The 18,562-nt window shown below is 60.1% G+C and carries 12 protein-coding genes; 4 read left to right on the plus strand and 8 right to left on the minus strand.

Annotation, left to right across the window (positions count from 1 at the left end; all coding sequences use genetic code 11):
* Positions 1-131 precede the first annotated feature (131 nt).
* The 3 genes from GHN92_RS22670 (at position 132) to GHN92_RS22680 (ending at position 3,036) form a co-directional block, all read left to right on the plus strand.
* Positions 132-1,013 (plus strand): LysR substrate-binding domain-containing protein, encoded by an 882-nt coding sequence (locus GHN92_RS22670; protein ID WP_095039288.1) that lies wholly within the window; start codon positions 132-134, stop codon positions 1,011-1,013.
* Between the two features lie 137 nt (positions 1,014-1,150).
* Positions 1,151-2,554 carry an amino acid permease gene (locus GHN92_RS22675; protein WP_095039289.1) on the plus strand — a complete coding sequence of 468 codons (1,404 nt, stop codon included), beginning with the start codon at positions 1,151-1,153 and terminating at the stop codon, positions 2,552-2,554.
* Between the two features lie 137 nt (positions 2,555-2,691).
* Positions 2,692-3,036: a cupin domain-containing protein gene (locus GHN92_RS22680; protein ID WP_016783536.1), complete on the plus strand. Its 345-nt coding sequence runs from the start codon at positions 2,692-2,694 to the stop codon at positions 3,034-3,036.
* A 60-nt stretch (positions 3,037-3,096) separates the two neighbouring features.
* On the opposite strand, the gene mmsB is transcribed toward GHN92_RS22680, so the two are convergent.
* Positions 3,097-3,984 carry a 3-hydroxyisobutyrate dehydrogenase gene (gene mmsB, locus GHN92_RS22685; protein WP_095002466.1) on the minus strand — a complete coding sequence of 296 codons (888 nt, stop codon included), beginning with the start codon at positions 3,982-3,984 and terminating at the stop codon, positions 3,097-3,099.
* An 11-nt stretch (positions 3,985-3,995) separates the two neighbouring features.
* Positions 3,996-5,510 carry a CoA-acylating methylmalonate-semialdehyde dehydrogenase gene (locus GHN92_RS22690; protein WP_095039290.1) on the minus strand — a complete coding sequence of 505 codons (1,515 nt, stop codon included), beginning with the start codon at positions 5,508-5,510 and terminating at the stop codon, positions 3,996-3,998.
* Between the two features lie 114 nt (positions 5,511-5,624).
* On the opposite strand from GHN92_RS22690, the gene GHN92_RS22695 reads away from it, so the two are divergent.
* Positions 5,625-6,572, plus strand: coding sequence for a LysR family transcriptional regulator (locus GHN92_RS22695; RefSeq protein WP_095027105.1), 948 nt, complete (start codon positions 5,625-5,627; stop codon positions 6,570-6,572).
* Between the two features lie 68 nt (positions 6,573-6,640).
* Here GHN92_RS22695 and GHN92_RS22700 read toward each other — a convergent pair whose 3' ends face one another.
* The 6 genes from GHN92_RS22700 to recC all read right to left on the minus strand — a co-directional run bounded on the left by GHN92_RS22700 (position 6,641) and on the right by recC (position 18,397).
* Entirely contained in the window at positions 6,641-7,144 is a 504-nt protein-coding gene (locus GHN92_RS22700; protein ID WP_095002463.1) for an OmpA family protein, read from the minus strand.
* A gap of 7 nt (positions 7,145-7,151) precedes the next feature.
* The gene (locus GHN92_RS22705) at positions 7,152-8,423 is read right to left on the minus strand and encodes a diguanylate cyclase domain-containing protein (RefSeq protein WP_095039291.1); all 1,272 of its coding nucleotides are present in this window, start codon (positions 8,421-8,423) and stop codon (positions 7,152-7,154) included.
* Complete coding sequence (locus GHN92_RS22710; protein WP_095002461.1) at positions 8,420-8,995, minus strand: YfiR family protein; 576 nt, start codon at positions 8,993-8,995, stop codon at positions 8,420-8,422. Before GHN92_RS22710 ends, GHN92_RS22705 begins: the two co-directional genes overlap by 4 nt.
* 182 nt (positions 8,996-9,177) lie before the next feature.
* Complete coding sequence (recD, locus tag GHN92_RS22715; protein ID WP_095020634.1) at positions 9,178-11,262, minus strand: exodeoxyribonuclease V subunit alpha; 2,085 nt, start codon at positions 11,260-11,262, stop codon at positions 9,178-9,180.
* The gene (gene recB / locus GHN92_RS22720; RefSeq protein ID WP_095018711.1) at positions 11,259-14,948 is read right to left on the minus strand and encodes an exodeoxyribonuclease V subunit beta; all 3,690 of its coding nucleotides are present in this window, start codon (positions 14,946-14,948) and stop codon (positions 11,259-11,261) included. The genes recD and recB overlap by 4 nt, the downstream gene beginning before the upstream one ends.
* Positions 14,948-18,397: an exodeoxyribonuclease V subunit gamma gene (gene recC, locus GHN92_RS22725; protein ID WP_133144357.1), complete on the minus strand. Its 3,450-nt coding sequence runs from the start codon at positions 18,395-18,397 to the stop codon at positions 14,948-14,950. Before recC ends, recB begins: the two co-directional genes overlap by 1 nt.
* Positions 18,398-18,562: the final 165 nt, after the last annotated feature.

Below are 18,562 nucleotides of genomic sequence, written 5' to 3' on the forward strand. Positions count from 1 at the left end.
TGATCCGGCTTAACGCCATGCTGCGCGACGGCACAGCATGGCGAACGTGAATGACTGGGCAAGACAGTTGCTGCTACAACAGCGGTTTGCGGCGCTATTTAGAATCTTTACAGGATCTTCAAGGACCTTTCATGCACTTCGACCTGGTTGACCTGCGTCTGTATTTGAATGTGCTGCAGGCAGGCAATATCACCGCCGGCGCCAGCCTCAGCCACCTATCGCTGCCTGCCGCCAGTGCGCGGATCCGGGCGATGGAAGCGTCCCAGGGCGTGGCGTTTTTGCAGCGCAGCCGTCGTGGCATCAGCCCTACCCCTGCCGGGCAAGCGCTGGCCCAACATGCCCGGTTACTGTTGCAGCAGGTGGAGCGCATGAACCACGACCTGAGCGAATACGCCCAGGGCTTCAAAGGCCGTATCCGCCTGCTGTGCAACACCGCCGCCCTCACCGAATACCTGCCCGAGCTGCTCGCCGACTTTGTACGCCAGCACCCTGCCATAAGCGTCGACCAGCAAGAACTCACCAGCCTGCGCATCACCCATGCCCTGCGCCTGGACGCCGCCGATATCGGTGTGATCTCCAACGCGGTAGACACCCGTGACCTGCAAACCCGGCCCTTTCGCGATGACCCGCTGGTACTGGTCATGCCCCTCGACCACCCGCTGGCCCACAGGCCCAGCCTCTCGTTCAGCGACACCCTGAGCCATGACTATGTCGGGTTGTCGGCCAGCAGCGCGCTGGCGGTGTACCTGGAAGAACAGGCACTGCATATGGGGTGTCGCATGCAGGTGCGTATCCGTGCCGAAGGCTTTGACGGGGTATTGCGCATGGTCGCTCGCGGCGCCGGGCTGGGGATTGTGCCCAGGGCCACCATCGAGCGCTGGCAGGCCCCGCGCACCTTTGAAGTGGTGAACTTGAGCGAGCCCTGGGCTGATCGTAAATTGCTGCTGTGCGCCCGCTCGTTTGCGCAATTGCCCACCTATGCCATAGCATTGCTGGAAGCTTTGAGCTTGTAAGAATAGTCGCCGTTTACTGCCAGCCTGTATGCCTTGGTTTTTACCCAGAGTAATATCCGGGGCTTGCGACACCCGGGGCGCCTTTGCCCACGGGTACTTTTATCCAGTTTTGAGAATAACAACTCACAGGGCACCCGATGGCTGACGCTAATTCCCCCCCGGTCACACTCAAACGCGGTTTGAAAAACCGCCATATCCAGCTGATTGCCCTGGGCGGCGCTATCGGTACGGGCCTGTTTCTGGGGTCGGCGGGCGTACTCAAGTCGGCCGGGCCGTCGATGATCCTGGGCTATGCGATCGCCGGCTTTATCGCGTTCCTGATCATGCGCCAACTCGGCGAAATGATCGTCGAAGAGCCAGTGGCCGGTTCCTTCAGCCACTTTGCCCACAAGTACTGGGGCGGTTATGCGGGGTTTCTGTCGGGCTGGAACTATTGGGTACTGTATGTGCTGGTGGGCATGGCCGAGCTGACGGCCGTGGGCAAGTACATCCAGTTCTGGTGGCCCGAGGTGCCAACCTGGGTCAGCGCCGTGGTGTTCTTTGTACTGGTCAACCTGATCAATACCCTGAACGTGAAAGTGTTCGGCGAAATGGAATTCTGGTTTGCCATTATCAAGGTGGTGGCGATTGTCGGCATGATCGTCCTGGGTTGCTACCTGCTGTTCAGCGGCACCGGCGGCCCTCAGGCGTCGATCAGCAACCTGTGGAGCCACGGCGGGTTCTTCCCCAATGGCGGCATGGGGCTACTGATGGCCATGGCCTTTATCATGTTTTCCTTCGGTGGCCTGGAGCTGGTGGGTATCACAGCGGCGGAAGCCAGCGAGCCGAAAAAGGTGATCCCCAAGGCCATCAACCAGGTGGTGTACCGGATCCTTATTTTCTACGTGGGCGCCCTGACCGTGCTGCTGGCACTGTACCCGTGGGACCAGTTGCTGGTAACCCTGGGCGCCGGCGGCGATGCCTACGGCAGCAGCCCGTTTGTGCAGATCTTTGCCTTGATCGGCAGTGATACCGCCGCGCAAATCCTCAACTTTGTGGTACTGACTGCCGCGCTGTCGGTCTATAACAGCGGCGTGTACTGCAACAGCCGCATGCTGTTTGGCCTGGCCGAGCAGGGTGATGCCCCCAAAGCCCTGATGAAGCTGACCAAAAATGGCGTGCCGTTGCGTGCACTGGGCGTGTCGGCACTGGTGACGCTGTTGTGCGTGGTGGTCAACTATGTGGCCCCGCACAAGGCACTGGAGCTGCTGTTTGCCCTGGTGGTTGCCTCGCTGATGATCAACTGGGCACTGATCAGCCTCACCCATATCAAGTTCCGCAAGGCCATGGCCGTTCAGGGCGTGACGCCTTCGTTCAAGGCATTCTGGTTCCCGCTCAGCAATATCCTGTGCCTGGTGTTTATGGCGGTGATCGTCTCGGTTATCTGGATGATCCCCGACGTTCGTGCGTCGGTGTATGCGATTCCGGTGTGGCTGCTGATCATCTACGGCTTCTATGTGCTGCGCCTGCGCACCGGTAAGGCTCTGGCCAACTCGCACTAAGCATTTGGCTGTTACAAAAAAGCCCCGGCACTGAAAACAGTGCCGGGGCTTTTGCGCATCTGGGGGTCGGAACCAGGCATCTGTCAGAGTATCGCTGCGGTTAGGGTGAGGTTCGATAACCCATCACCGGAGGTTTTATGTCTGCGCCAATCACCGTGCTTCGTGACACCCACCCCCTGCCCGTGCTCGATGCCTGCAAATGGGAAAAACTCGAGGGCGACCCCCATACCGTCAACCTCAACGCCTACACCAGCGAAGACGGCAGCAAGATCATGGGCACGTGGATTTGCACGCCCGGCAAGTGGTATGTGGAATATGTGAAGTGGGAATACTGCGATTTCCGTGAGGGCTATTGCATCATCACCCCAGAGGGCAAAGAACCGATCCATCTGCGGGCCGGGGATATCTTTGTGGTCGAGCCGGGCATGAAAGGCACATGGGAAGTGGTTGAAACCGTGCGCAAGTATTTCGTTTTTGCCTGAGTGAAACCACGCAAAAAACCCGGGAGCCCGCCCGACGCGGGCTCCCGGTAAAGCGACCAGTTACTGAGGTTTGCGATAGCTGTTGATGATGGCCGAGAAATCCTTGCCGCCTTCGCCGCGCAGGCTCATGGCCTGATACAGCTGTTGCGCCACGGCACCCATCACCACAGGCTGGTGGGCCTGACGTGCCGCCTCGGTGGCCAGCCCCAGATCCTTGAGCATCAGCTCGGCACCAAATCCACCGGTATAGCCGCGTGACGCAGGGGCGGTTTCAACGATGCCCGGCCACGGGTTGTACACCTCCGAGCTCCAGCAGCGCCCGGTGGAGCTGTTGATCACCCCGGCCAGTACTTCGCTGTCGATACCCAGTGCAGCCCCCAGGGCCATGGCCTCGCTGACGCCGACCATGGAGATCCCGAGCAGCAGGTTGTTGCAGATTTTAGCCACTTGGCCGGTGCCCACATCCCCGCAATGGACGATGTTGCGGCCCATTTGTTCGAGTACAGGGTGCAGGGTGTCGAACAGCGCCTGGGGAGCGCCGACCATAAAGGTCAGGGTGCCCGCCTGCGCGCCACCGGTGCCGCCGGACACCGGCGCATCGGCCATCTGCACGCCCTGTTTGGCGGCTGCAGCGGCGACATCGCGGGCGGTCTGCGGGTCGATGGTGCTGCAATCCACGGCGGGTACACCTGCGCCGATGCCAGCCAGCACGCCGTCCTCACCCAGCCACACGCTGCGCACATGGGCAGCAGCCGGGAGCATGGTGATCACCAGTTCGGTGCCTTGGGCGGCCTCCCGAGGCGAGGTGCTGATATGGCCACCCAGGGCGGCCAGCTCGGCGAGAATGCTTTGGTTCAGATCAAACAGGTTCAGCGAATGCCCGGCCTTGAGCAGGTTGCGCGCCATTGGTGCGCCCATGTTGCCCAGGCCGATAAATGCGATATTCATGCTGTGTGCCCTCAACGAAGATTGATGGTTGTGTTGACGCCATCATTCACGCTGTCATCGTCGAACCAGCGACTGGTGACGGTCTTGGTTTGAGTATAGAACTGCACCACTTGCTTGCCGTACGGGCCAAGATCGCCGAGTTTCGAGCCACGGGAACCCGTGAAGCTGAAGAACGGCACCGGCACCGGGATCGGGATATTGATACCGACCTGGCCCACATCGATTTCAGTCTGGAACTTGCGCGCTGCAGCGCCGCTTTGGGTAAACAGGCCGGTGCCGTTGCCAAACGGGTTGGCGTTGACCAGTGCAATGGCCTGGTCGAGGGTATCGACCTCAATCACCACCAGCACCGGGCCGAAAATTTCCTGGGTATAGATTTGCATATCGGTGGTGACGCCTGAAAACAGGGTCGGCCCGATAAAGTTGCCTTGTTCGAAACCCGGGACCTTGATGTTGCGGCCATCCAGTTCCAGCACTGCGCCTTCTTTGATGCCGCTTTCGATCAACCCCAGTACCCGCTCTTTAGCACGCTTGGAGATCACCGGACCTACATCCGTACCCGCCTCGCTGCCGGCGTTGACCTTGAGTTTTTGCGCCAGCGCCTTGAGGTCCGGCAGCCATTTTTTCGCCGCCCCCACCAGTACCACCACCGAGGTAGCCATACAGCGTTGGCCGGCTGCGCCAAAACCGGCACCGACCAGCGCGTTGAGGGTTTGCTCGCGGTTGGCATCGGCCAACACCACGGCGTGGTTTTTCGCGCCCATCATCGATTGCACGCGCTTGCCGTGACGGCCCGCCAGGTCATAAACGTGGGTACCGACGGCGGTTGAGCCAACAAACGAAACCGCTTTGATATCGGTGTGGGTGCACAGCGCATCCACCACATCCTTGCCGCCATGCACGACGTTGAGCACACCCGGCGGAACCCCGGCTTCCAGCGCCAGCTCGACCAGCATCAAGGTCGACAGCGGGTCTTGCTCGGACGGTTTGAGAACGAAGGTGTTACCGCAGGCGATGGCCATCGGGAACATCCATAGCGGAATCATGGCCGGGAAATTGAACGGTGTGATCCCGGCGCAGACCCCGATAGGTTGGCGCAAGGTGTAGGTATCCACCCCGCCCGCAACGTTTTCAGCGAATTCACCCATCTGCAAGGTGCCGATGGAGCAAGCATGCTCGACCACTTCCAGGCCGCGGAAAATATCGCCCTCGGCGTCGGCAATGGTTTTACCCTGTTCGGCACTGAGCACAGTGGCGATGCGCTTGGAGTGCTCGCGAATCAGCGCCTGCAGCTTGAGCATGATGCGCATGCGCGCGCCAATGGGCGTCAGCTTCCAGGTCTGGAAAGCGCGCTGGGCGGCAGCGATGGCGGCGTTGACTTCAGCGGCAGTGGCAAACGGTACTTTGGCCAGCACTTGCTGAGTGGCGGGGTTGATGATGTCGTGCCACTCGGTGGTCTGCGACTCGACCCATTCGCCATCGATCAGCAGGCGGGCGTTTTGGTACGGGGTGGTAGAAACGTTCATGGAAGTCTCCGGCATTATTATTTTAAGTAGGGCTGTCCAGATTGGTCGCAGGACTGTTTTTGGAGTATAGGTGTGCGTTCTTCTAATAAGAACGCACATAAAAGCCGATCAAACATGCAAAAAAACATCACATCGTTAAGCGCATTGAACTGGGACGACCTGAAGTTTTTTCTCGAGGTGGCCCGTACCCGTAAAGCCAGCACTGCGGCCAAACGGCTGGCGGTGGACTACACCACCGTATCGCGACGCATCAGTTCGCTGGAGGCTGCCCTCGGCACACTGCTGTTTGAAAAATCGCGCACCAACGGCTTCACCCTGACCAACGAGGGCCAGCGCTTGCTGGGCTATGCCGAGGCCATCGAAAGTACCCTGCATATGGCCTGCGAGCAGGTGTCGGGGTCGGGGGTGGCGTTGTCCGGGCATGTGCGCATGGGTTGCACGGAGGGGTTCGGGAGCTTTTTTATCACCCCTCAGCTCAGCCATTTTGTCGACGCCTACCCGGCCATTTCAGTGGATATCCTGCCCCTGCCGCACTTCATCAGCCTGTCCAAGCGCGAGGCGGATATCGTGATCGCCCTGGAGCGTCCGGAACACGGGCCCTATGTGTGCTGCAAGCTATGCGACTACCGCTTGCAGCTGTATGCCACCCAGGAGTATCTGGACCAGCACCCGCCTATCAACCGGGCGGCGGATTTGGCCGAGCACACTTTTATCAGCTATGTGGACGATCTGGCGTTCAGTTCGGAGCTGCTGTACCTGGCCAACGTGCTGCCCGGCGCCAGCGCCAACCTGCGCAGCACCAGCGTGATTGCGCAATTCGTGGCAGCGCAGCAGGGCCGCTCGCTGGCGATTTTGCCGTGCTTTCTGGCCGCCCAGGACCCGCGTTTGCTGCCGGTATTGCCGGGCGAGGTCACCCTGACACGGCAGTTCTGGATGTACTGCCGCGAAGATCTGAGGAAGTTGAAACGCATCACCCTGCTATGGGATTACATCCGCGAAGTGACGGAACTGAATGCGCCGCTGTTGCTGGGCGAAACGCGCGGAATGAGATTTGCGGACTGACCACACCGCCCCGTAGCAGCTGCCGAACGCAGCCTCGTTCCTTCGGCAGCTGCTACGGACCCGGCTTATCAATCGGCAATCACCACAATCGACACACGGCGGTTTTCCGTACGCCCGGCCCGGGTGTTGTTGCTGGCTACCGGCTCGCGACTACCCAACCCACGGACCTGGATATTCTCAGGGCGCATGCCAACTTTGGTCAGGGCCTTGACCACGCTGTTGGCGCGGCGTACCGACAGTTGCTCGTTGTAGGACTCCTTGCCCGAAGAGTCGGTGTGACCATCCACCCGCACCCGCTGGATATCGGCACCCAGCAAGGCCGTGCCGATACGCTCAACGATTTCCTGGCTCTGTGGGTTAAGCACTTCAAGGTCGCTGCCAAACAGCACTTTGCCCGAAAGACCAAATGCCCAGCCCTCCTCGGTCAACTCAAAGCCCTGTTCCTTGAGGACCGCAATCTGCGCCGGGGTCAGACCCTTTGGCGGGGGAGTCTGGCAACCGGTCAACGACAACGTGGCCAACAACAAGGCAACGCTGAAAAACTGCAGATAACGCTGGGTCAATGCACGCATTTTTGAGTTAGCTCCTGATATTTACGGTGTTTGCGGGGTGCTCCGACTCCGCTACATGTTGCCCGCCTCGGGCGAGGCGCTTGGCCTGGTACATCGCCGAGTCCGCTGCACAGAGCAGTTCCTGGGCGCTTGCACCATGTTCGGGGTAGACGGCAATGCCGATACTCAGCGATGTCACGACGCTCACCTGCCCCGGCAGTGCGATGGCCTCAAGCATGCTGGCAATGATCTTCTCGGCAATGCGCTGGGCATCTTCTATTTTGTGCAGCGGAGTCAGCAAGATCGCAAACTCGTCACCGCCCAGGCGCGCCACTACGTCGTCTTCACGCAGTTGCGCACGAATGCGCGTTGCTACCGCTACCAGCACCGCATCACCGGCGGCATGGCCGTAGGCATCATTGATACCCTTGAAGCGGTCACTGTCGAGAAACAGCACCGCAGCCTTGTCCCGCGTTTTATTGAGCGAGCGCAGAGTGCGCGTCAACCGGGCTTCAAAGTAGGCGCGGTTAGGCAGGTTGGTGAGCGAATCGTGGCTGGCCTGATGGGCCAGGGCCTCATTTTCGTTTTGCAGATGGCTTTGCCATGACTCCAGCTCGTCGAGCAGGGCATTGAAGTCGTTGCCCAGACTGTCGAGCTCGGCAATATGCGCGGGCGGTACGCGACGATCGAACGCACGTTCACGACGGGCAGCGTGGGCCACTTGCGCCAGCTGCTGCAAAGGCCCGGTAATGCCATCCAGCAGCCGGCGCGACAGGTACAGCGCACTCCAGGCACTGAGCGCGGTACACACCAGCACGCCAAGCAAGCCGCTAAGCAAAAAACGCAGCATATTGGCGCCATGCCCGCGCAGAACGACCCGGCCAACCTCCTGACCCTGATGCAAAATCGGCATGCTGATCGGCTGCTGCAGCAAGCCATCGGCCAACAGCATCTCGACCCTGGACAGCAGATCGGTTTGCGGACGCTGCCATTGCGCGAGCAGTTCACCCTCGGCGGTATACACCTGAGCCTCGGCGACCGCTTCGGTGGAAGCAATCAAGGCCAGGGCCTCGGTTGCTGCCCCGGGGTCGTCAAACACCACGGCCGCTTCCACGGTGTAGTTGATGGAGCGGGCAATCAGGTGCAGGTTGTGATCGGCATAGACCTTGAGCGCCAGCACGCCCAGCAGGGTCATGGAGGCGCTGGCCAGTGTCACCGCAACCAGTGCCACGCCAAGATGCCCACGGCGCAACACCGAACGTAGCCGGCGACGTCGTTGCGGCGCATTCAACCCGCTCATGGCTGCGCCGCCCGACGGCGTGACAGTTGCAACACGCTGGGGTGAATACGTACACCGCTGCGGGCGACGGAGTCGAGGTTGACCTCAAACGACACTTGCTCATCACGCACATGCAGGCAAAACAGGCTACCCACGGTGCATTGGTCACCGTCTTCGCTGATGCTCAGCACCGCCTTGGTGTTGAGGCTGCTAAACAGGCGACTGCGCTCGTCGGCGCTCAGCTTGCCCAGGTATACCGCGTTGCAACTGCTGGCGATGCCGGGGTCACTCGCCAGCACGCGACGCACCTGCACCGGTCGGCCAGTAGACTGGGTCGCGCCCTTGAGCAGGTCATCGGTGTATTCGGTGGGGCCGATCACGCACAACTGCAGTTGTGCCGGCTCTGTGGGCCAGCGCGCATAACTGAGGATGCCCAGCACAACCTGGGTCACGGCCTTGGCGCGCTGATCCGCCAGGTTGATGGGCGTTTGAGCCTGAACCAGACAAGGAGTGCTCAGCAGTAACAGGCAAAAGGAAATCAGCCGTAGCCGCCATCCAAAGTGCTGTTCTGTCGATGAGACAGCCACATCCATGCGGGATTTCTCTGAGATCTTTATGGGAATAGTGTCGTAACGATAGCACGACAACCGTATTAACTGTGATACAGGTCACATTGGACGCGCCATTTCTTGTGGGAGCGGGCTTGCTCGCGATGGCATCACCCAAGTTTGCCAGCTCCCACAAAAAAGTACCCCGATCAGGATCAAGACTTCGGCTAACCCAGCCCCAGCATCAACCCGCTCAGGCGCTTGACCTTGCGCTGTACGGCCTCCTCAAAAACTCCCGCACGCGGCTCTATCAGACTGAACCAGTGCTTGGCCCGGGTGATACCGGTATAGATCAGTTCTTTCGTCAACACCGGGTTGAGCGCTTCGGGCAGCACCAACGCCGTATGGGAAAACTCCGAGCCCTGGGATTTATGTACGGTCATGGCATAGACCGTCTCGACATCATTGAGCCGGCTTGGCAGTACAAAACGGATGCCGCCCTGCCCGTCGTTACGCGCGAAAGCCACCCGCAATACATGACGCCGGGCCTGACCATCACCCTCGGGAAGTGTGAGGGCGATGCCAATATCGCCGTTCATCAGGCCCAGTCCGTAATCATTGCGGGTCATCAGCACCGGGCGGCCTTCGTACCAATGCCGGTCGCCATCAATCAGCTTGCGGGCAAACAGGGCGCCGGTGATACGCTCATTCAGGCCCTCCACGCCCCACGGTCCCTTGCGCACGGCGCAGAGCACCTGAAAGGCCTCGAACGCCTGCAGCACGTTACCCGCCCATACCGCCCAACACGGGTCTTCAAGACCGCTCTCGGTGTCTGGTCGCTGATCGCGCAAAACCTCCAGGTAGTGCCGATAGCCTTTAGCCTCTGTCCCCCGCCCTTCCAGCGCCAGGCGCTCAAATGCGCGGTCCTGCTCACCCTTGAGGGGCAACGCAAAGAGGTCGGCATGGCTGCCTGCCGCCAGCAAGGCTCGCGCCTCGCGGGGCAGTTGCTGGTTGACCAGACGCGACAGCTGGCCAATACCGCTGCCCTCACCAAAGCGCCGCGAGTGGCGCAGCATCACTACCTGCTGCGCCAGCGGGTGTGTACTGTCCAGGTCTTGCTGCAAACCACTGGCACTGAGATTTTCGCCGCTGACCTGCTCCAGCCAGTTACGGGTTTGCGGGGTATACCAGCCCGCTTCGGCGTCGCGGCACAAATCACCCAGCACGGCACCGGCTTCAACCGATGCCAACTGGTCCTTGTCACCCAGCAGCACCAGCCGCGCATGAGCAGGTAGGGCATCGAGCAAATTGGCCATCATTTCCAGATCGATCATCGACGCCTCATCAACCACCAGCACGTCCAGCGGCAGGCGATTGCCCGCATGATGGCGAAAATGCCGCGTCCCGGGGCGGCTGCCGAGCAGGCGATGAACAGTGGTCACGTCGCTGGGGATTTTTTGCCGGACCTTGTCGTCCACTTCCAGGGATTTGACTTGCAGGCTGATCGACTCTGTCAGGCGCGCAGCCGCCTTGCCGGTCGGTGCCGCCAGGCGAATGCGCAAAGGCGTGCCCGCCTCTACCGCCGGTGCTTGCAACAACGCCAGCAAACGCACCACGGTGGTGGTCTTACCGGTGCCGGGGCCACCAGTGACAATGCTGAAAGCTCCCCGCGTGGCCAGGGCGCAGGCCAGTTTTTGCCAGTCAATCGGCGCATCCTGTGCAGGTCTGCCAAACAAACCGTCAAGGCGCGTAGGCAAATCCGCCGGTGTCGCTTCAGCCATCGCCAGACGTTGGCGCAAGGCACCGTCGATTCGACGTTCATAGGCCCAATAGCGACGCAAATACAGACGCCGCTCACTCAATACCAAGGGTCGGCTGGCTGCATCCGCAGACGACCGGCCCGCGTGTTCAACCAGCGGGCTGGCTTGCAGTGCCTTGCACCAGGCCTCGCCGTCCAGGGCCTCAAGCAGTTGCGAAGGCAGCAGCATGGCGCCGGTTTGCACATCACCTTCGGGGGGTAAAGAGAGTGCAAAATCCGGCTCTTTCAGGGTTTCAAACAAATCCAGGCACACATGACCGTGGCCCAGTTGATGGCTGGTCAGGGCCGCCGCCAGCAACACCAGGGGGTCGCCCTGCGGATCGCGCTCATGCAGGAACGCGACGAAGGCCTTATCCAGAGCGCGCAACCAGCCGCGCTCGACCCAGCGTTCAAGTAACAACAGCAAATCCTCGGCCCGGCCCAGCGGTTGAAGCAGGGCCAGGCTTTCGGCCGTCAATGGCGTAGGCAACAGTTCGGCAAACGAACGACTCATAACAACACTCCCTGTTCCCACGCCGGTTCAGCTGTTTTCGGCAGCGGTTTGCCCTGGAACATCAGGTCCAGGCTTTCGATCAATAGTCTGGGCGGGCGGGTGAAAAACACGCCCTGTCCCTGGGCGCGGGTACCACGCAAAAACAGATACAGTGCGCCGCCCATATGCTGGTCGTAGTCATAGCCGGGCAATCGAGCCTTGAGCTGACGATGCAAAGCCAACAAATACAGGACATATTGCAGGTCGTAGCGGTTGTCCAGAATGGAGGCGGTCATCGCCTGCTCGGTGTAGGCCGAATCATCGGTACCCAGCCAGTTGGATTTGTAGTCCGCCACGTAATAACGCCCCTGGTGCTCAAAGGTCAGGTCGATAAAGCCCTTGAACATGCCATTGAGCAGGCTCGGCTCGGCCCCCGCCCGCGCGGCGCCACCGTGGGTATGCTGACGCACCAGTGTGTCCATCTGCACAACATCGACCTTGTGGCTGGCAAACCAGAATTCCATTTCAATCTGGTACTGGCTCAACTCACTCAAGACCACAGCGGGCTGACCATTATTCAGACGCAGCGGTTCATCTTGCAGATGCTGCAGCCAGTCACTCAAGGTTTCGATCCAGCCTTGCCAGCCACGCCGGTTGCAGCGCCGTGCTACAGCGTCCTTGATCGCTTCGGGGTCGGCCTTGAAGCCTTCGCTGCCCGCCCACTCAAGCAGGCCATGGAGAAAAGTCCCGGGATTTGGCCCACGGGGGAAGCGGTGAATATCACCCCCACTGAGCAACACTTCACGCGGTGCCTCAGGGTCGAGGCGCTCATCATCCGAGAGCTTTTGCGCCAAGGCACTTTCAGGTGCTTCGGCCGGGCTGAGGCTGTCACCAATGCGCAGTGCGCTATAGGAAGCGATCCACCAGTTTTCAGCGGCGCGGCGGCCCGGGATCAGCGGCTCAAGCAAGGTTGCCTGGTTGAGCGGTGGATAAAAATGCGCCGCGTCAGCAGCTGGAACGGGTTCGCACTGCAAGGCGTCGCAACCTTGCTGCACCTCGGCCAACCAGCTCTGCAAGCCCGCCGACTCGGCCAGCATGGCACCACCACCCAGCAAATAACCCAGGGCGCAGAGGTGCAAGACCGAGCGATTGCTATTGCCGCGCTTAAGGTCGGCAACCCCCAGCCAACACGCATGCCGGGCACGGGTCAGGGCTACGTACAGCAAGCGCAGGTCTTCGGCCAGACGCTCGTCATCGGCCTGGGCAATCAGCTCTGGCGTCGGTTTCAAACTGACCTGGGCGTTGCCCGCAGCATCGTGGAAGTGCAGCGGCAGACGACTGCCATCCACCGGTTTTGCGGAGCAGATAAACGGCAAAAACACCAACGGGTACTCCAGCCCCTTGGACTTGTGGATAGTCACCACCTTGACCAGTTGCTCGTCACTTTCCAGGCGCAGGATCTGTTCTTCACCCGCCTGGCCGGACAAGGCCAGGTGCTCGGCCAGATGACGGATAAGCGCCTGCTCACCGTCCAGCTCGGCTGCGGCTTGCTGCAACAATTCGGACAAGTGCAAGACGTTGGTCAGAACGCGCTCGCCATCGGGGCGGGCAATCAGGGCCTGGGGCAGTTCAAAGTCATGCAGCAGACGACGCAACATGGCGAGTACCCCTTGCTTGCGCCAGGTTTCGCGGTAACCGCGGAACTGCATAACACGTCTTTCCCAGGCCAGTTCGTCCTGGTTCAGACGCTCCAGCTCAACCAGCGGCAAGTCCAGGGTGATACAGGCCAATGCGGCACGCAGTGGGCGCTCGACGTCAGGCTCGGCGCAGGCCTTGAGCCAGGCCAGCACATCATGTGCTTCCTGCGCGGCGTACACCGAATCCTTATCCGACAGGTAAACGCTTCGTACACCACGGCTCGATAATTCTCTCCGCACGGCTTGAGCTTCCTTACCGTCACGCACGAGAATCGCGATGTCGGCAGGTAATACGCCACGCAGTGCTTCGCCGTCCTTGATAAAACCGCAGCGCCCTTGCTGGCCACCATTAAGCAGCTCGACAATCTGGCTGGCACAGGCGGCCGCCAGATACTGACGATACACAGCACCCGACAGCGGTTGCTCGGAGGGCAATTGCCAGAGCGTCAGGGCGCTGACAGGCTGGCCATCAAGCTGCAGGACTTCCTTACGCCCTTGGGATTTAACCGAAACAAAGGGCACGGGGTTTTCTGAACCCTCGCGGAACAAAAATGCCCCACGTCCGCTATCGCGCAGCTCCGCCCGCTCAAAGACATGATTGACTGCCTTGACCATGGCGTGACTGGAGCGGAAGTTGGTATCCAGCGTGTGCAAGCGCCCTGCAGTCGCCTGACGTGCGCGCAAGTAGGTGTAGATATCCGCCCCGCGAAAGGCATAGATAGCCTGTTTCGGGTCGCCAATCAAAAACAGCCCGGTGTCTGGGCAATTGTCTTCAATCCGGTAGATGGTCTCGAAGATACGGTACTGCACGGGGTCGGTGTCCTGGAACTCATCGATCAGCGCCACGGGGAACTGTTCACGAATCAGGGTCGCCAGACGATCACCGCCATCGGCCTGCAATGCCGAGTCCAGGCGCAGTAGCATATCGTCGAAACCCATTTCGGCACGGCGGCGTTTTTCTTCTTCAAAACGCACACTCACCCAGTGCGCCGCATGCTGCAGCACGGCGGCGTCCGGGCTCGGCAAGCCATCGAGCGCGGCCTTGAGGCCGGGCATGGCATCCAGGCCCGGATGCTGCGGGGCAACGCCTTTCCAGGCTTCGGCCATACCGTCGGGAGTCAGACGCGTGAAGCCGGTACCCAGATCAAGCTGTTCCTGATCTTCGTCAGCCGCCCAGGCGCTGAGCTTTTCAAACCAGGGTTCAAAATAACGGGCCTGCATTTTACGACCGTCGACCGTTTTGCTGGCCACGCCCTGCAGGCAGATCTCACGCAGCTCTTGAGCCCATTGCAGCCAGGGGGCTTTAAGCTGCACCAATGCCTGGCGGCGCTCCAGCAAGCAGGCCTCGATCATTTGTGCAGGCGTTTGTTCAGCATTGGCTGGCTGGCGCGAGCTACCAAACAACGCTCGCACGCGCGGCATCAAGGCGGCGGGGCCGCTCCAGTTGGCACGCACCCAGTTCAGCGCGTCGCCGTGCATGGGGTAGCAAAACAGCCGCCAGTAATCGCGCAGCACTTCGCCCAGCAAGTCGCTGTGATCGGTTTCCAGGGTCTGGGTAAACAGGCTGCCGCTATCGAAAGCGTGCTCGCGCAACATGCGCTGGCACCAACCGTGAATGGTCGAGACCGCAGCCTCGTCCATCCATTGGGCGGCGATATCCAGACGCCCGGCGCAAGCAGCCCACTGCTCGGGAGCAAACTGGTCACGCAGTTCTTCGACCAAGGCATCCGGCGCGTCGATCTCGCCACGAAAATAGCGTGCGGCTTCTGCCAGGCGGGTACGGATGCGGTCGCGCAGTTCTTTGGTGGCAGCATCAGTAAAGGTCACCACGAGAATTTGCGGTGGTAATAGCTCACGGCCAAAACCCGATTCTACGCCGCCATGCCCCAAAATCAGGCGCAGGTAGAGTGCCGAGATCGTGAAGGTTTTACCGGTGCCTGCACTGGCCTCGATCAATTGGCTACCGCGCAGGGGAAATGCCAGGGCCAGCGGTAATGTTTGCTCGCTCATTAGCGGGATGCCTCGCTGTTTAATGAGCGCCAGGGCGCATCAAAAAGGGGTCGATAGAGGGCATCGCACCACTCTTCGAATTCGTCGCCAGCCATCAAGGCCGCATAGTCAGGAAACTGCCGGGCCAGGGCGGCGCTTTCACGGCGCTCGCCGTCACTGGTTTGGCCATCACCCTCATAGGCTTTTTGCGCCGCTGCATCGGCCTTGGCCGGGTCTGTCTGGGCCAGCCAGGCAAAAGCAGTTTTTACCGCGACAGGCAGCGGGTGGCTCATCCCGACTTTCCAGGCAGTGAGCAAGTTGCCAAGAATCTCCCGGGCCTGCTTGGTGTCCAGAGGTTCGAGCAGCAAGGTGTCATCACTGGCCACCAGGGCCGTCGTCATCTGCAGGCCACAGGCGCAGGCTGCCAGATGGTTTACCCATGGCCGGGTCAAACGGTGCCATTTCCGGGTTTTGATCGCACCAATGCTATTAGGAATAGTGGTAACAGACAGTAAGCCCTTGTCGCTACGCTGATGCAGATTGCCGAGCCAGCCTTCCAGCGTCAGACCTTGATCCTCAAAACTGACAGGCAACGCGCTGTTTAGCGGTGTAGGCCAAAGAGCCAGCAGTTGCTGATAGCGCTGTAGTACATCTGGTAATGGCTCGATTAATTCGTATTGCAGGCACTCTCCAAACCCGGCCATGGGCAGCAAACCGCTGCCTTGCAGGCGCTGGGCACGGGTATGCAAGGCGCTTTCCAGTTGATCCGGCTGCGCCAGTGCAGCTTCAAGCAGGCTGTCGCTCAAGGTGTAGCGCTGCAATGCGTCGAGTACGAAAGGTTCTTCATCGGCCAAAGGTACTTCCGCTGCCTCAAAGAATACTTTCAGGCGCTGACTAAAGAAGTGGCGCACTGGGTTTCGCAAAAAATCCTGTAACTGCGTCAGGTTCAGTGGTTCTTCCTGGATATGCGCGCCAAGCGTGCCGGGGCCAACGGGCTCCGGTTGTGGCGCATGCAAGCGCTGCCATTCACGCGCATAGCTGAACAGGTTAGGGTTGCCTTCATGAAAGTAACGAGTGCTAAAGGGTTGCAGTGGGTGCTCTTGGGTCATGGCCTCAAGCAGGTCGCCGCCCCCTTGCAGATGCCAACCACTGGCAAGGTGGTCACGCAGCTGGCCAATCAGGACACAGGCCGGACGCTCGCTGTTGTCGCGAATACTGCGCCCTACCCAGCTGATATAAAGCTGATCACGAGCCGAAAGCAGCGCTTCAAGAAGCAGGTAACGGTCATCTTCGCGGCGCGAACGATCGCCCGGGCGGTAATCGCTGCCCATCAGATCGAAGTCCAGCGGCGGCTGGGCTCGCGGGTAGTCGCCGTCGTTCATGCCCAGCAGGCATACCAGCTTGAAGGGGATGGCCCGCATCGGCATCAGGGTGCAGAAGTTGACCGCCCCGGCCAGGAAACGTTGTGACAACTTGCCCTGGTCAAGCCCGGTAAGCCAGGCCTCGCGTACTACGGTCAGCGGTAACTCATCCTGCAGACCAACCAGTTCACAGGTTTCGAGCCAGGTTTCGCGCAGCTCTTCAAGCTGGGCCAACAGGTAGTCGTCGTGCTCTGTTTCGGCCTGGAAAAACAGCTGCACCAAAGCCTGCAGGCGCTCGCCCCAGAGCTGCGGCAATGCCGGTTGCGAGAGCTCCTGATGAGCGATTTCCAACGCATCGAGCAAAGCTACCAGCGGGCCGATCAGTACGGCATCCAGCCCCCCGATCTCATCGTAGGGCTCAATACCGTCGCAGGCCTCACCACTGCCTACGGCATATCCGAGCAACATGCGGCGCAAACCAAAACGCCAACTGTTTTGCTCCAGTTGCTCGGGCAAACCAAGACCGGCACGCTGCTGCGCATTCAACCCCCAGCGAATGCCAGCGCCTTCAATCCAGCGATGCAAGGTTGGCAAGTCGCGCTCTTGCACCTTGAAGCGGGCGCGCAGTGATGGCACGTCGAGCAAATCCAGGATTTCACTGACGGGGAAACGGCTGTCAGGCAATTTAAGCAAGTGTTCGAGAGCGATCAGCAATGGATCACGACCACGCTGCCCCTGGTCGGCCAGGGTGTAGGGAATAAAGCGCCGATCATCACGTTCGATTTGCCCAAAAACAGCACGGATATGCGGCGCGTAACTGTCCACATCCGGCACCATCACAATCACATCACGTGGCTGCAACTGAGGGTTCTCGCTGAAACGTGCGAGCAACTGGTCGTGCAGGATCTCGACTTCACGCTGCGCACTATGCGCAACATGGAAGCGTATTGAGCGATCCTGTGCCAGATCGATGGCGGGCCATAGCTCCCGGGTTTCGTTGAGCGGGCGCAGCTCAAGAATATCGTCCTGCAACTGGTTGAGCAGGTTAAGCGGTTCAACTTCGCTGAACAGGTCGATACGGCCATCGCGAAAAGCTGCGCGATAACTGTTGGGCTCGTCGTAGCTGTCGAGCAGGTTGATATAGTCACGGCCTTGTTTACCCCAGGCAGCCAGCAAGGGATGGGCATGCTGATGCAGGGTATCCAGATCAAGTGCTGTAGGCATGCCGCTTTTGCGGGCCTGACGTTTGTACTGATGACGCAGCAGATCTTTATCGGCAACGATGTCAGACCAATGATGGCGGCAAGGGTTGTGCACACACAACAATACCTGGCTGAAGCGGGCGAGCCCGGCCAGGGCTTCAAGTGCCTGAGCAGGCAGTGACGAGATGCCAAAAACGATCACCCGCGCGGGCAAGCCGGGCGGGGCTTGCTCGAGGCTGTTGATCTTGTCCATAAAACGCTGATGAACGCCGGCACGGCTCTGTGACATGCCCTCTTCACCTACATCGAGCAGAAGCGCACGCCACAACTCGGCCTGCCAGCAGTTAGCCGGGCTCAGGGCCGGGCTTTCGCCCCGGGCGTTACGCAATTGATGGCGACCTGCGGCCCAGTCCTCCAGCCAGTCGGCGCGATACACCTGATATTGGTCGAACAGGTCGGCAAGACGCTCAGACAGCTGATAGCGCTTGCGCAGATCGGTGTCGTGAGTCAGGAAGCGCTGCAGGGGTTCGAAGTGCGGCTGATCGATAAGGGCAGGCAGCAGGCGCATCAGACGCCAGGTCAGCGGGGCTTTATCGAGCAATGACTTGGCGGGGATTTCTTCACTGCCCAGTACCAGCCGATAGAGCTGCCACAAAAAACTGCCGGGCAACTGCACGTCCACGGCTGCAGCAATACCGCAGCCGCCGAGGTCGTCGTCGCGGGCATCTTCGGCAAGAGCCAGCTTTAACCATTGGGCGATGCCGTTACTCTGCACCAGAGCAATTTCGTTCTCCAGAGGAGCCAGCGGGTAAAGGCGCATCCAGCTGACAACCAGGCTGCGTAACTCATCGAGGCGGTTGCCATGAACCACCATAAAACCCGCATTGAGAGGCGTAGCAACCGACATGACGGCATCCTTAGGAGAAAGCGAAATCCAAAGGCGAACCTTAACATTGCTCGGCAATGGAGGCTTGAAGCTGCGGCTGTTTTTCTGCCCACAAAAACAAACCCCCTGTCTGCGTGAGCAGACAGGGGGTTTGGAATTTAATCTTGACGATGACCTACTCTCACA

The organism is Pseudomonas sp. FSL R10-2964 (assembly GCF_009600035.1).
In the GTDB taxonomy this organism is placed as follows: Bacteria; Pseudomonadota; Gammaproteobacteria; order Pseudomonadales; family Pseudomonadaceae; genus Aquipseudomonas; species Aquipseudomonas bubulae.

Excerpts from the sequence above, each read along its gene's own strand:
- GHN92_RS22670 (WP_095039288.1), top strand. The coding sequence starts at position 132 with ATGCACTTCGACCTGGTTGACCTGCGTCTGTATTTGAATGTGCTGCAG.
- GHN92_RS22675 (WP_095039289.1), top strand. The coding sequence starts at position 1,151 with ATGGCTGACGCTAATTCCCCCCCGGTCACACTCAAACGCGGTTTGAAA.
- GHN92_RS22680 (WP_016783536.1), top strand. The coding sequence starts at position 2,692 with ATGTCTGCGCCAATCACCGTGCTTCGTGACACCCACCCCCTGCCCGTG.
- mmsB (WP_095002466.1), bottom strand. The coding sequence starts at position 3,984 with ATGAATATCGCATTTATCGGCCTGGGCAACATGGGCGCACCAATGGCG.
- GHN92_RS22690 (WP_095039290.1), bottom strand. The coding sequence starts at position 5,510 with ATGAACGTTTCTACCACCCCGTACCAAAACGCCCGCCTGCTGATCGAT.
- GHN92_RS22695 (WP_095027105.1), top strand. The coding sequence starts at position 5,625 with ATGCAAAAAAACATCACATCGTTAAGCGCATTGAACTGGGACGACCTG.
- GHN92_RS22700 (WP_095002463.1), bottom strand. The coding sequence starts at position 7,144 with ATGCGTGCATTGACCCAGCGTTATCTGCAGTTTTTCAGCGTTGCCTTG.
- GHN92_RS22705 (WP_095039291.1), bottom strand. The coding sequence starts at position 8,423 with ATGAGCGGGTTGAATGCGCCGCAACGACGTCGCCGGCTACGTTCGGTG.
- GHN92_RS22710 (WP_095002461.1), bottom strand. The coding sequence starts at position 8,995 with ATGGATGTGGCTGTCTCATCGACAGAACAGCACTTTGGATGGCGGCTA.
- recD (WP_095020634.1), bottom strand. The coding sequence starts at position 11,262 with ATGAGTCGTTCGTTTGCCGAACTGTTGCCTACGCCATTGACGGCCGAA.
- recB (WP_095018711.1), bottom strand. The coding sequence starts at position 14,948 with ATGAGCGAGCAAACATTACCGCTGGCCCTGGCATTTCCCCTGCGCGGT.
- recC (WP_133144357.1), bottom strand. The coding sequence starts at position 18,397 with ATGTCGGTTGCTACGCCTCTCAATGCGGGTTTTATGGTGGTTCATGGC.